Source organism: Gilliamella sp. W8123 (assembly GCF_016101085.1).
Classification (GTDB): Bacteria; Pseudomonadota; Gammaproteobacteria; order Enterobacterales; family Orbaceae; genus Gilliamella; species Gilliamella apis.
Window position 1 is genome coordinate 73,248 of record NZ_JACFRE010000004.1, and the last position, 13,824, is coordinate 87,071.

General features: G+C 35.8%; 11 protein-coding genes. 4 read left to right on the forward strand and 7 right to left on the reverse strand.

What is annotated here, in order from left to right:
• Positions 1-212: 212 nt before the first annotated feature.
• Entirely contained in the window at positions 213-1,550 is a 1,338-nt protein-coding gene (gene glmM / locus H3T56_RS06110; protein WP_198192278.1) for a phosphoglucosamine mutase, read from the reverse strand.
• Between the two features lie 90 nt (positions 1,551-1,640).
• Positions 1,641-2,762: a bifunctional chorismate mutase/prephenate dehydrogenase gene (gene tyrA, locus H3T56_RS06115; RefSeq protein WP_065614739.1), complete on the reverse strand. Its 1,122-nt coding sequence runs from the start codon at positions 2,760-2,762 to the stop codon at positions 1,641-1,643.
• A 115-nt stretch (positions 2,763-2,877) separates the two neighbouring features.
• Between tyrA and xthA the strand changes: the two genes are divergently transcribed.
• The 3 genes from xthA to H3T56_RS06130 all read left to right on the forward strand — a co-directional run bounded on the left by xthA (position 2,878) and on the right by H3T56_RS06130 (position 6,925).
• The gene (gene xthA, locus H3T56_RS06120; RefSeq protein ID WP_086353785.1) at positions 2,878-3,684 is read left to right on the forward strand and encodes an exodeoxyribonuclease III; all 807 of its coding nucleotides are present in this window, start codon (positions 2,878-2,880) and stop codon (positions 3,682-3,684) included.
• Positions 3,685-3,707: 23 nt separating this feature from the next.
• Entirely contained in the window at positions 3,708-5,057 is a 1,350-nt protein-coding gene (xseA, locus tag H3T56_RS06125; RefSeq protein WP_198192279.1) for an exodeoxyribonuclease VII large subunit, read from the forward strand.
• Positions 5,058-5,254: 197 nt separating this feature from the next.
• Entirely contained in the window at positions 5,255-6,925 is a 1,671-nt protein-coding gene (locus tag H3T56_RS06130) for a molecular chaperone HscC (protein WP_065577969.1), read from the forward strand.
• A gap of 82 nt (positions 6,926-7,007) precedes the next feature.
• Here the strand turns inward: H3T56_RS06130 and H3T56_RS06135 are convergent, their stop codons facing one another.
• Both H3T56_RS06135 and H3T56_RS06140 read right to left on the reverse strand, forming a co-directional pair.
• Positions 7,008-9,689, reverse strand: coding sequence for a hypothetical protein (locus H3T56_RS06135; RefSeq protein WP_198192281.1), 2,682 nt, complete (start codon positions 9,687-9,689; stop codon positions 7,008-7,010).
• The gene (locus H3T56_RS06140; protein ID WP_198192282.1) at positions 9,686-10,384 is read right to left on the reverse strand and encodes a DUF1266 domain-containing protein; all 699 of its coding nucleotides are present in this window, start codon (positions 10,382-10,384) and stop codon (positions 9,686-9,688) included. Before H3T56_RS06140 ends, H3T56_RS06135 begins: the two co-directional genes overlap by 4 nt.
• Before the next feature lie 240 nt (positions 10,385-10,624).
• Between H3T56_RS06140 and dolP the strand changes: the two genes are divergently transcribed.
• Positions 10,625-11,197 (forward strand): division/outer membrane stress-associated lipid-binding lipoprotein, encoded by a 573-nt coding sequence (dolP, locus tag H3T56_RS06145; protein ID WP_086321163.1) that lies wholly within the window; start codon positions 10,625-10,627, stop codon positions 11,195-11,197.
• A 58-nt stretch (positions 11,198-11,255) separates the two neighbouring features.
• Here dolP and csdE read toward each other — a convergent pair whose 3' ends face one another.
• From csdE to H3T56_RS06160, 3 genes are all read right to left on the reverse strand, one after another.
• Positions 11,256-11,654: a cysteine desulfurase sulfur acceptor subunit CsdE gene (gene csdE / locus H3T56_RS06150; RefSeq protein WP_086321164.1), complete on the reverse strand. Its 399-nt coding sequence runs from the start codon at positions 11,652-11,654 to the stop codon at positions 11,256-11,258.
• Positions 11,655-11,718: 64 nt separating this feature from the next.
• Positions 11,719-12,897, reverse strand: coding sequence for a cysteine desulfurase CsdA (gene csdA / locus H3T56_RS06155; RefSeq protein WP_370545527.1), 1,179 nt, complete (start codon positions 12,895-12,897; stop codon positions 11,719-11,721).
• A gap of 1 nt (position 12,898) precedes the next feature.
• On the reverse strand, positions 12,899-13,777 hold the full coding sequence (locus H3T56_RS06160) for a U32 family peptidase (protein ID WP_198192284.1): 879 nt from the start codon (positions 13,775-13,777) through the stop codon (positions 12,899-12,901).
• Between the last annotated feature and the right edge of the window lie 47 nt (positions 13,778-13,824).

Below are 13,824 nucleotides of genomic sequence, written 5' to 3' on the forward strand. Positions count from 1 at the left end.
GTTATATTTTTTACCTTAAAAGGTATAAACAATTACTGCAATAACCGAAGCTGTTATTTTAAACCTAATTGCCTATATTAAGTCAACAACTGATTAAAAAAATAAAGAATTTAGACACTTTTTACTAATTTTGCGTAAAGAATAACAGCTTTATTACTCACTTTATTAGAAATAATTTTCACCAATTGCCTAATTAATGTAGAAAAAATAGGCTAATTTGATTGTTTAACTGCATTAGCAATTTGTTCCGCAAGTTGCTGAACTTGTGATTGATTGCTTCCTTCAACCATCACTCTAATAAGAGGCTCTGTGCCTGATTTACGAATGAGTACTCGCCCATTATTAACAAGTTGTTGTTCAGCTTGTTCAATGGCTGATTTAACTTCAGGATTCGTTAATGGATCATGTTTACCAGAGAAACGGACATTAATTAATACTTGTGGCAACATTGTCATACCACTACATAAATCAGCTAATGACATATTATTGCGTACCATTGCAGCTAAAACTTGTAAGCCAGCAACAATGCCATCACCGGTAGTGGTTTTATCTAGCAGTAGAACGTGACCTGAATTTTCAGCGCCTAACCGCCAATTTTTTTCAACTAGCATTTCAAGTACATATCTATCGCCGACTTTTGCTCTTACAAATGGAATACCAAGATTTTTAAGGGCGATTTCCAGCCCCATATTACTCATTAGCGTACCGACCACTCCACCTTTTAGCTGACCCTGTCTTAATGCTTCTCGAGCGATGATATAAATAATTAAATCACCATCAATTTTATTACCTTTATGGTCAACCATAATAATACGGTCGCCATCACCATCAAGAGCGAAACCTAAATCGGCTTTTTCATTGATAACTTGCTCAGTTAACGCTTTTACATCAGTAGCACCACAATTTTCATTGATGTTAACGCCATCAGGATCACAGCCAATTTTGATCACTTTGGCGCCAAGCTCACGCAATACTTTCGGGGCAATGTGATAGGTGGCACCATTAGCACAATCCACCACAATTTTTAGGCCTGATAAACTTAAATCGTGATCAAAAGTACTTTTACAAAATTCAATATAGCGACCAGCAGCATCGGTTATTCGACTGGCTCGACCTAACTGTTTTGATTCGACGCAATCGATCTCTTTCTCTAGTTGTGCTTCGATTTCTAACTCAATTGCATCATCAAGTTTGCGTCCTTCGTTTGAGAAAAATTTAATGCCATTATCATAGAAAGGATTATGTGAGGCAGAAATGACTACACCGGCATCAGCACGAAATGTCCGAGTTAAATAAGCAATCGCTGGTGTTGGCATTGGCCCAGTAAATGCAGCTGCTACACCAGCCGAAGCAAATCCTGCCTCTAATGCTGATTCCAGCATATAGCCTGAAATGCGAGTATCTTTACCGATGATGACTTTTTTTACACCATCTTTAGCTAGTACTCGCCCAGCAGCCCAACCTAATTTGAGAGCAAAATCAGGCGTTATAGGATATTCTCCAACTTTTCCACGAATACCATCTGTCCCAAAATATTTCCGATTAGACATGTTATTTCCTCATACAGAATTTTTTATTTAACTTATTTCCGGCGTTATCATATTAACGTTATCAGTGTTTTACAAAGGAACTTAGCTAAACTATTCTCGATTGTCGTTAGCAAATTTCAATAACACTTGGCTTTCTTTAATAAAACGCTCGGCATATTTACCAAACCATTTGGTTACTTCATTAAAATTCTCAATGAATTTGGTTTTATCTCTTTGTTCGATTAATTTAACCATTTGCCCAAAACATTGATAGTAACGTTTAATTAATTCAATATTGGCATCTGATGCCATGATGATATCGGCATAAAGTTCTGGATCCTGAGCAAATAAACGGCCTACCATCATTAATTCAAGTCGATAAATTGGTGATGATAGGGTAATTAGCTGTTCTAAATCAGCGTGTTCTCGTTGTAAATTCACACCATATGAGAATGAAGTAAAATGACGCAATGCTTGAATAAATGACATGCATTTATCATGCTCTTTGGCATCAATCGCACATAAATTTGCTCCCCAAATCCGCATTTGTTCAATTAACCATTGGTATTGTTCCGGATATCGTCCTTGGCAGTAAACAATAACTTGTTTAGCTAAATTAGGTACATCAGGGCCGAACATTGGATGTAAGCCAACGACAGGACCAGTATGCTTAGCTAACATCGCTTGTAACGGTTTGACTTTGATTGAAGTAAAATCAGTTAAAATGCAATCTTTAGGTAGTGGTGGTAATTGTTCAATAATTTCACATGTTTTGTTGATCGGTACGGTCACAATAACTGCAGCAGCATCAGCAACGACTTCGGCTGCTTGATGCATGGTTTTTGAACCCAAGGTCTTGACTGTATAACCTGACAGGGTAAATAGTCGGGCAAATAGTCTACCCATTTGGCCATTACCACCAATGATGACAATTGATCCTTTGCCAGTGTAAACCTTTTTAAAACCTTTGTCGTTTTCACTAATATAAGACTCACGCATTAAGCGGCGTAAAATATCTTCGATTAGCGCTGGTGATATACCTAAATCTTCGGCTTCTTGTTTCCGTTTAGCTAACATATCCGCTTCACGTTTTGGATCGTAAATTGGAATTCCATGCTCACTTTTCACTTCGCCAACTTCGGCGACTAATGCTAGTCGCTGATTAATTAAGGATAAAATCGATTTATCTACTTCATCAATTTTATTGCGTAATGCAAGTAATTCCTTTGACATATTTGCTGGATCCTTTATCACAAGTTATAGCTTTTACTGTAATTGCTTAACAGTATAACGTATTTTTGGTAGCATGGGTCAATTGCAAAATTAAATCAAATACAATAAATTTATGATTAAAGTTATCTCATTTAATATTAATAGTCTTCGGGCTAGAATTCACCAATTAGCTGCAATTATTGATAAACATCAACCGGATATAATTGGCTTGCAAGAGACCAAAGTTCATAACGATCAATTTCCTGTTGAGGAACTGGCGCAGTTTGGTTATCACTTACATTATCATGGTCAAAAAGGGCATTATGGCGTGGCATTATTGACTAAGCAAAAACCATTATCAGTCCAATGTGGTTTTCCAACTGATGAGGAAGGCGCACAATGCCGATTAATTATGGCTGAATTACCGACTAGCCAAGGTAATTTAATCATTATCAATGGCTATTTTCCGCAGGGAGAAAGTTTACACCATGAAATCAAATACCCGGCTAAACGTAAATTTTATCAGGATTTAAATCAGTACATACAAAGTCAGCAACTTAATAGTCAATTATCCTTAATTATGGGGGATATGAATATTTGTCCAACCGATTTAGATATTGGTATTTCTGATGATAGTCGTAAACGGTGGTTGCGTACTGGTAAATGTTCTTTTTTGCCTGAAGAGCGTGAATGGATAAATAATTTAATGTCTCTTGGTTATACTGATACTTATCGTCATGCTAATCCTGAATCGCAAAGATATTCATGGTTTGATTATCGTTCCAAAGGATTTGATAGTGAAACAGGATTAAGAATTGATTTAATATTAGCCAGCCAAAAGTTACAGCAACATTGTCAGCAAACAGGTATCGATTATGATATTCGAGGCATGGAAAAGCCATCTGACCATGCACCGATCTGGGCACAATTTGATTTAGATTAAACTTCAACCATGAGGATAATAGTATGCAAAGCAGTTCGATTTTATCGGTCAAAGATCTTAACCAAATCGTTAAAGAACTGCTTTCTGAAGCTATTGGACAAATTTGGTTAGTGGGGGAAATTTCCAATTTTTCTCGCCCTTCTTCTGGTCATTGGTATTTCACTCTAAAAGACGAAGTTGCTCAAGTGCGGTGTGCTATGTTTCGTAATAGTAATTTTCGCACCGGATTTACTCCACAAAATGGTCAGCAAGTGTTGGTAAACGCTTCGGTAACGCTTTATGAAGCACGTGGCGAATATCAATTGGTCATTAATAAAATGCAACCCGCTGGTGCGGGACTGTTACAACAAAAATTTGAGCATTTAAAACAAAAACTGTCAGAAGAAGGATTGTTTGATCCTATTTATAAACAAACATTACCCGATAATATTCGTACGGTTGGAATTATTACTTCAGCAACTGGTGCTGCGTTGCATGATATTTGTCAGATATTAAATCGACGCGATCCTAGTTTGCATTTGATTATCTATCCAACTCAGGTACAAGGTAATGAAGCGGCTGCCCAAATAGCAAGGATGATTGAAATTGCCAATATTCGCCAAGAATGTGATGTGCTAATAGTTGGGCGAGGTGGTGGTGCACTTGAGGATCTTTGGGCATTTAATGAAGAAGTGGTTGCAAGAGCAATTTTTGCTAGCCGATTACCGATTGTCAGTGCTGTTGGTCATGAAGTCGATTTTTCGATTGCTGATTTTGTTGCTGATGTTCGTGCAGCAACGCCTTCTGCAGCGGCTGAGCTGGTAAGTCGAGACAAACTAGAGCAAATTAAGCGTTTGCAAGTTCAAGAACAATATTTATGCATGGCGATGGATTACTATTTAATGCGCCGACGAGAACGTTTAAATAAATGGCGCCATCAATTACAAACACAGCACCCTCAAGCAAAATTATCAAAACAATTAAATCGCTTATTAACTGGCCGTCATGCCTTGTTTGAAAATATGCAGCAATATTTATTAAGGCAATCTTATCGCCACAACCTACTTGATAAACGTTTAGTTCGTGTTTCACCACGACATAAAATTCTTTATTATGAGCAAAGTCTTGAACAAAAACAGCAGCAACTCATTAATTTAATTCAAAACAAGCTGACAGATGCTAAACATCAGTTTGTATTACAAACATCTCAACTTAATAGTGTTAGTCCACTAGCAACCCTAGAACGAGGTTATTCAGTAACAACTAATCAGCAACACAAAGTGATACGCACAGTTGAACAAGTCGTTATTGGAGAAATGATTGAAACGCAGTTAAAAAGTGGCAAAGTAACGAGTCAAATTATTGAGATTAATAAAAAATCTAATTCAAAATAGTTGTGTTTAGGTTTGAAAAATCAACTTATTATAGCTTAATTAAAAATTAGCGCTTTATTTAACTATTCTGTTTTTATTCCTAATCTACACTTTTAATAAATTTAATGCTCGAAATTGGATAAAATTGTATCTTAAATAGTATTAGGGATATAATATCCAAAAAATTTATTAAAAAATACTAAGAGAATAAAGTGGTTATGCATCCTCCAATAGGTATTGATTTAGGTACTACCAATAGTTTGATTTGTGTTTGGCAAAATGGTCAATCAACGCTTATTCCCAACGCTATCGGCGAAGTTGTTACGCCATCGGTGGTTAGCATTGATGAAGATAACTCTATTTTAGTTGGTCATGCTGCTTTATCACGTTTAACCACTCATCCTAGCCGTAGTGCTGCGGCATTCAAACGTTTTTTAGGCTCAAGTAAAGTTTTTGAATTAGGTGAGCAAAAATTTACCCCAACCGAACTTTCTGCATTGGTTTTAAAATCATTAAAAGCTGATGCTGAAGCTTTTTTAAAACAAGAGATTCGTGATGTAGTAATATCCGTACCTGCTTATTTTAATGATGAGCAGCGTAAACAGACTCGCTTTGCTGCTGAGCTGGCCGGCTTAAATGCCGTGCGTTTAATTAATGAACCGACTGCCGCCGCCATGGCGTATGGATTACATGAAGAACAATCTGGTAATACATTAGTTTTTGATTTAGGGGGTGGTACATTTGATGTTACTGTTTTGGAATATAGCATGCCAATCATTGAGGTTCATGCTTCAGCTGGTGATAATTACTTAGGTGGTGAAGATTTTACTCATGAACTTGTTAAAGCTTGTTTAAGCGAATGGGAACTCAAACAATCTGATATACCTGTTGATGATTATGCTCGCTTATTAGATTTAGCTGAACAACTAAAATGTAAGCTAAATGGTGAACAAATACATAATTTGACTTGGTCTTGGCAAGACAAGTTATGGCAATTTTCATTAAATGAAATAAGAGCTAAATCAATTTGGTTACCTTTACTTAATCGCTTACGAGCACCTGTTGAACAGGCTCTAAGTGATGCTCGCTTAAAACCTAATGAACTTGAGCATATAGTCTTAGTTGGTGGTTCATCGCAGTTAGGTGTAGTTCGAGAGTTAGTAACCAAATTATTTGCCAAATTACCTTATCGTCACATTAATCCTACGACTATTGTTGCACAAGGTGCAGCAGTGCAAGCAGCATGTCGTTTACGTGATGTTGATGTTGAAGAAGTGATTCTTACCGATGTGTGCCCATATACGCTAGGCATTGAAAGTAGTTCTGGTAATATCAATGGTTTATTTTCGCCGATTATTGAACGTAATACGATTGTTCCAACGTCAAAAGTAAAAACCTTTTCTACGACCCACCCACAACAAAAAAGCATTATGCTTTCAGTTTATCAAGGTGAAAACCCTCGGGTAGAAAATAATGTTCTAATTGATGAATTTGAAGTTCCTTTAAAGCCAATGGAAAAAATACAAGGGATTGATGTTCGTTTTAGTTATGATTTAAATGGTTTGCTCGAAGTTGATGTGGTATTGCTTGAAACTGGCGAATTGCATGGCAAAGTGATTGATCATAGTCCAATAGGGTTAACCGATAAGCAAAAACAAGAGAGCCATGAACGTCTAGCGGCCCTTAAGATTCATCCGCGTGATGAAATGCCAAATCGTACTTTATTAGCGCGACTAGAACGAGCATGGGCACAGTCATTGGGTGATGAACGAATATTAATTGGAGCATATATTGAAGCTTTTATGCAAGTACTTGATCAGCAGAATCCTGAAGAAATCGAGCAAGTACGCAGTGAGATAGAGGTAAATCTTAGCGAGCTTAATCGATAATCATTACTTTTTCTAAAATTCCCCTTTGCTAATCAGAAAATGACGTTTCAAAGGGGATATGTAGATGATTCATTTTTTCTAATTATTTTTGTACTGGTGGTCCGTAGCGGTTGGTTTCATTAACAGTTGAAAGCCAACACGGCAATAATAGAAATGGTAATAGAATTGTGGCGGATACAAAATAATAGATACCTCCATTAGAATAACAGTCATTTAAGCGTCGTTTTATTGCCAAAACACTATTGATTGTTGCTAATCCGCATAATACAAGCATAATTGGATGATTTAAATTAGTTTTTCCTGCTGCTCCTATTATTAGAAAAAATAAAGGTAAACTGACGTAGCCCATTTGTTTTAAGAAACCAGTTAAATTTGTTCGCCCCTTCCAACGCCAAATTTGCCACCATTCATTTGGCGGAAATGATTTTGATTGCAGCTTTTTCTGGTGATCCATATTTTTGGCTAACAGCAATGCTGAGGATAATTTAATTATGCTATTATTATCATTATTTTGTCCAATTTCTTCTAGTACTTCGATATCTTCTTCTTCGCATAGCGAATCATCTTTGTCTAACTTTTTATTTATAGCATATAATTTATCTATGTTTTGCAATTCATCATTATGTCTTTTAAGGGATGATGGAATAGATAATTTGTCACAAAATGCGTTAGCAAGTTTTTGTAACTGTAGATCATCGCCAGCAAGTTTTTGTAGTATTTGGTGTAGTTTTGTTTTTTGATTTGGTTTATCAAAAACAATCATATACAGTAACATTAAACAACTTACTGGTTTGTTGGCTAGTTTATGTGCCCATCTTTGTTCAACTATTTGTTCAATTTCGTCCCAATTAACCTCTTCTGGAGAGTCGGTAAACGTCTCAATCGAATTGGGATAATTAACCAACATACTGCCAATCAACTGGTTATCAGTATCGATTAAATTATATAATTGTGTATCATTTTGCCATTCGTTAGACTTAAAGGTATTGATCAGCGGCACTAGCGGATCATTTTCTGGGAGTAAAAATAAGTTATCTTTTTCACGAATAAAGTCCGCGGCTTTAATTGGTGAATTGGCAATGGTAATGGCTAATAAACAGTAACGATACCATTGCCAATACGCATTTTTATCAGCCTCAATAATTGATTGTTCAGGTGATTTAGGTAAATTATTACCCCCCCTAAATTGATAATATATCGGCCAATCAAACATTTCCATATTTCGATAAGTTACATTGCGGTATAAATGTAATTTGGCGACAAATGGGATATCATCGAATCTATCTAACCATAATCGAGCATATAAAAACTGATTGCCTTTTTCGTTATCTGGATCAAATTTAGTCGGGATAGTTGCATTTTCATCACTTTGGTACAACCATTGTTTAAACTCCTGAACGGGTGGCAAATTAGTGAGCCATTCAAGGTGTTGTCTAGCTTGACGCTGTAAATTTTGTAAAATAAATTGTTCAAACTCATCTTCACTTGAGTCAGCTAAGATTTCTTGCAAAAGTGTTTTATTACCGTGTCGTAGCATGATTGCATGTCGGTATAAACGATATAACCGATTGTTTCCATCATCGCATAATAAAGTGTGTAGAACTTGACGATAATTCCAATGATTATCCAGAGCCCAGGTTATAACAGCCGCAATTTCATTGCTGTAGTTTTGTTTCCTAAATTTCAGTAGTCGGGAAATTGTTGATGGCGTAAATTGCGGAATACTATATATATAAGTTTCCTGATCTTCTGCCGTTAAACAATAAGATTGGTTTAATGCCAGAATTAATAATGGTAGATAATCAAACCGATTCTTGGAACACCATAACATTAACCAGCTGGTCGCCTTTTCTTGATATTGCGGTAAACGATAAAGTTCTAACCAAAGTGATAAGGCATTTTGTTCGTCTTCAAGCAGTGAATACTGCATTGCGGCGACAGCTTTCCATTGTTCTTGTATTTGCTGTTCTTGATTAGGATCGTCAATACAAGTTAAGGCATAATCTAATAATCCTCTATTTGGCGATTTAGCAAAATAATACCAATTGGCTAGTTCTTGCATGAACTCGGGATTATCAGGTAAGTAAACTACAGTATGAATAGATAAATATTCTGTTAATTCTGCTGCTGGTTTTTCCCAGAAAAGCCATCTAGCACAACGAGCATAGTCGATGGTTACATTTTGTACGGCTTTATTTGTCTTTGGTAAGCTGTCATAATCAAAAAAATCACCACGATCAATATGATCGAAGAAATTTTCATACATATCAGCGTCGTTGGGCGAATAACTATTTATTTGCTGACGCCAGCGTAGATTATCAGCTAATATTTTCACACATGATAGTGATATTGTCACAGTGTCATAACTGATATCTAACATTTTCCATTTAGCAATTTCTATTATAGACATTGGGTAATCATAAAATGAAGCAACAAATTTATGCCACTCATTCACATTATGGCATCGAACCGGATCATCGAGTAGTGCTTGATAGTTATCACAGATTTCTTTGACTTGTTGCTCTTCTGCGGTGAGTGGTTTAATAACTTCTTCAGTAGGCTGTTCTTGATTTAAATCATCAGCCATTGATTCTGGTGATTTTGCATACTGCATTGCTAATTCATAGGCTTCGCGTAGCGCTTTAAAACCATCAGGATCTGTTTCAGGATGATATTCAGGTAGTTTTGCCCGATATGCTTGTCGAATCACGGCGATATCGGTAGTTTTCTCAATTGCTAATAATTGCCAAAAATTGTTATTCATGACCAAGCATACTCCATTAATGATTCAGGTTTTTCCAATTCATCTATATCAATATTCCAAGGCAGGTGATGATAAGGGGAATCTTCGTCGGTATACAATTTAGTCATAGTCCATGTTTGGGATGAACGGCATAAGTCACAACGTAATCTTTCTAAATCTTCTTTATTAGTCAATGATTCCCAATATTGATAACCGACAAACCAACCAGAAAAATAACTTTGCCATGATGAATAATAGTATTGTGCTCGCAGTCCTATTCTATACAAAATCCAAAGGGCTTCTTCTTCAGTAATAAATTTATTGGTGATGCCATTACGCAATATATATCCCATACGTGCGTAATCCCAACTACGGATGCCTCCTGTGCCACATTCGGAATAAGTCTGTTCAACAAATTCGAGCAAAACTTTATCGTAATCGCTCTGTTTCTCGATATAATTTAACCAATCTAATGCCGATAGGCGAGGATACATAAAATAATGTTTAGATAAGGCTGTTGCATGACCATCATCGACCATATTAAAAACCATTGCTAATAGTGTTTCTCGCGAATCAATACCCCAGTCTTTTTTCAAATCGGTATATTTATCCTCAGGAAAAAAAAAGGGTGATGTATAACTTGCGCCACACTCTTTATTTAAGGCAACCATTGGTGCCGATAGACCATATAACCAATCGATATAATCTTGATTCATAGCTTTATTCCATTAATTTTTATACGACCTTTTAATAAAAGATAACAGATTTTATGAAAAAATAAATGCTTGTTATAATAATTAAATTAATTACTTTTTTGCTATAGATTAGCTAAAAAAATCGAGAGATTTTATTTTTTAGAACAATAAAATTATTTTGCAAAACTATATCTACAAGGCATAATAAAAACTGTTCATCAGTATTTGAATTCTACTGGGTAGTAAATAAAAGGAGTGATAATGAAAAAATTTATTTTAGTAACAGCATTAGTAACTAGCACATTAATGTTACAAGGGTGTGTTGCTGCTGTTATTGGCGTCGGTGCTGGTGCTACCGCAAAAGTTGCCACCGATCCGCGTACCACAGGAACACAAGTTGATGATACGACCCTGAACACCAGAATGAACAGTAAATTAAGTGAAAATGGTCCTTTTTTTATTGGCTCTCGTATTTCTTCAAGTACTTATGATGGCAATATTATTTTGACAGGCCAAGCCAATGCTGAACAGATTGAAAAAGCTGAACGTCTAGCTTATCAAGTTGAAGGAGTTAAGAAAGTTTATAACCAAATTCGTGCTGGAGAACCGGTTGGAGCAGGAACAATCACCAATGATATGTGGATAACCACCAAAGTTAAATCTCAACTTACACTAAATTCCAAAACAAAAGCACGTAATATCAAAGTCGTTACTGAAAATGGTGAGGTGTTTTTAATCGGTATTGTTAGCAGTGAAGAAGGGCAAGAAGCCGCTACTGTTGCAAGTAAAGTTGCTGGTGTTAAGAAAGTTGTTACATTATTTACTATACGTTAATCACTAATTGTAAAAGCTAAAAAGCTTTAAAAAGGGAGAAATTATTCTCCCTTTTTTACTAGCTACCCGCTAACTTAATACGCTCAATTATTTTTTCAATCCCTTGTAGCCGAGATTGACTCAACTCATCAGTAATTTTTAATTGCTTTAATATTGCAAGAAAATCGATGGTTTGGATTTGTTCTGCTGTTTTATGATTGGCAATAATGATTAAAATAGCTAACAATCCTTTTACGATTCTACCTTCACTATCACCTTGAAAGGTAAAAGTATTATCTAATTGTTTTTCATTAGTTAGCCATACCCGATTTTCACAACCATAAATTTGGTTGGATTCTATTTTTTTTATATCCGGAAAATCAGGTAATTGTTTTGCTAAGGCAATTAATTGTCTATAACGATCTTGCCAGTTATGTTGTTTAGAAAATAATTCAAATAAAGTTTGTTGTGATAGCATAATTAAAACCGATTAGTGATTGAACAAGTCATTAACGTTTCTTTGATTAACTACTGGCTAGAGTTTAAGTGAGTAATTCAATGGAATTTTGTAACGCCGTGATAAAATGATCAATATCGTGCTGATTATTATATGGCATAAGTGAAATGCGAATAACACCATGACAACCAAGTTTATCCATAAGTGGTTTAGCACACAATTCACCGGTTCGGATGGCAATATTTTGTTCGCTTAATAAAATAGCGACATCATTATGATGAATGTTTTGTATATTAAAACTAATTATAGGACTATTTTTAACACTATAAAATTGTATATTGGTTAATTGACTTAATTTTGATTCAGTATAGTCAGCTAATTGTGTTATATAACTTTCTAATTGTGTTTCATTCCACTTTGTTAACCAATCTAAGGTTGCTTTAAAACCAATAATACCAGCTATATTTTGCGTACCCGCTTCAAATTTATAGGGAAGATCTTCAACTGTAAATTCGGTAAATGAAGCCGTTTTTAACATTTTTCCACCACCATGCCAAACATCCATTTGCTTGAGTAAATGTTGTTTTCCATATAGTATCCCCAATCCAGTTGGGCCATATAGCTTATGAGCAGAAAAGGCATAAAAATCGATATTTAATTTTTCAACATCAATCGGATGATGTACAACGCCTTGTGCGCCATCCACGACTAATACCGCATTGGTTTGATGAACTAGTTGGCTAATTTGGGCTAAATCTGGACAAAAACCAGTAACGTTAGACATTTGAGTTATAGCAACAATTTTAGTTCTCGCTGAGAGTAATCTTGAAAGCTCATCAATATCTGCTGACCATTTAATGATTTTGGCGCCAGTTTGTTTCGCCACAATAAGCCAAGGTAACAAGTTGCTGTGATGTTCTAACTCGCTAACAATGATCTCATCACCTATGTGTAATTGTGTTCTAGCATAACTTTGGGCAATTAAGTTGATTGATTCGGTTGTGCCACGAGTCCAAATTATCTCACAATTTGATTTAGCATGAAGTAGATCAGCAATATTTTGCCTAGTTTGATCAATCGTTGCGGTGACTTGTAGCGCATCTTGATGTAAGCTACGTTGCGCTGTTGCAGTGTTATGTCCGTAATACTCAACAGTTGCATCGATCATGGCTTGTGGTTTCAGTGCTGTAGCGGCTGAATCAAGATACACATTATGGCTAGTTAGGGCAGGGAAGTCTGCCCTAAATTTTTCGAGTAGTAGCATATTATTGTGTAAGTTCAAGTCCTGCAATTCCATTCCAATAACCGTTACAGTCTCGTTTATGTTCAATGTGTAAAGGATTTAGTCCTTCTTCATTAGCTCTAAATTGCTTAACTACCTCGAGTGTGTCAATTCCAAGCGGAGAAATACGCACGATATCAACTAATCCTTTCATCTCTTTTAGATTATTACCTAAATTATAACAGTAGCCACTTTGTGTTTGAATACCGTTAAGGACAAATACTTTTTGTTGCTCTTGAGAAAATACTTCTCGACCAACGGGATATTTAATACAGCAAGTCTCACATTTATCTTTTGGTTTATCTTCCGATCTAGCAGTAAAACAGCGGGCGGAATAGGCTAATGGTAAATAACCATAACTAAATACTTCAACTTCAAAATTGCGCTCAATTTTCAATGCATCAAATTGTTTTAAAACATTGCTTAACCAATCGCGAGAAAGTTCAACTGGCATACACCAACGCACCATACCTTGTTTTTGTAATAATTTTAGGGTTAATGCGTTATAACAGTTAATTGCCGGACCAGCGACAAAAGGTAAATTATTGTCATGAGCAATATTAATTGCCGCCAAATCATTCGCTTCAATTAAAAAATCACCATTATTGACTAATTGTCTTAAATCAGTCAGTTCAGAAGGCGCTTCAAGTAAAGCAAGAGTAGAAAGTACGACTTGTTTGCCTGACTTAGCAATTTCTTTGGCTAAATCTAACCAATTGGGTACTTTCATTTCCCGACGTTTGGTACATACTGTTTCGCCCATATAAATAATATCCGCTTCACTTTCCTTAGCGGCTTGATAAAAGGCTTCGGTTTCAATTTTAGGCCAATAATAAAGCACAGGGCCTAACGCATATTTCATAGTCTTGCTCACTATATCTGTATTTAATTATTTTAAATAGTCAATGT

What these genes read in the sequence shown, in the direction of transcription:
- glmM (WP_198192278.1), bottom strand. Translation starts at nt 1,550, where the DNA reads ATGTCTAATCGGAAATATTTTGGGACAGATGGTATTCGTGGAAAAGTT.
- tyrA (WP_065614739.1), bottom strand. Translation starts at nt 2,762, where the DNA reads ATGTCAAAGGAATTACTTGCATTACGCAATAAAATTGATGAAGTAGAT.
- xseA (WP_198192279.1), top strand. Translation starts at nt 3,708, where the DNA reads ATGCAAAGCAGTTCGATTTTATCGGTCAAAGATCTTAACCAAATCGTT.
- H3T56_RS06130 (WP_065577969.1), top strand. Translation starts at nt 5,255, where the DNA reads ATGCATCCTCCAATAGGTATTGATTTAGGTACTACCAATAGTTTGATT.
- H3T56_RS06135 (WP_198192281.1), bottom strand. Translation starts at nt 9,689, where the DNA reads ATGAATAACAATTTTTGGCAATTATTAGCAATTGAGAAAACTACCGAT.
- H3T56_RS06140 (WP_198192282.1), bottom strand. Translation starts at nt 10,384, where the DNA reads ATGAATCAAGATTATATCGATTGGTTATATGGTCTATCGGCACCAATG.
- dolP (WP_086321163.1), top strand. Translation starts at nt 10,625, where the DNA reads ATGAAAAAATTTATTTTAGTAACAGCATTAGTAACTAGCACATTAATG.
- csdE (WP_086321164.1), bottom strand. Translation starts at nt 11,654, where the DNA reads ATGCTATCACAACAAACTTTATTTGAATTATTTTCTAAACAACATAAC.
- csdA (WP_370545527.1), bottom strand. Translation starts at nt 12,897, where the DNA reads ATGCTACTACTCGAAAAATTTAGGGCAGACTTCCCTGCCCTAACTAGC.
- H3T56_RS06160 (WP_198192284.1), bottom strand. Translation starts at nt 13,777, where the DNA reads ATGAAATATGCGTTAGGCCCTGTGCTTTATTATTGGCCTAAAATTGAA.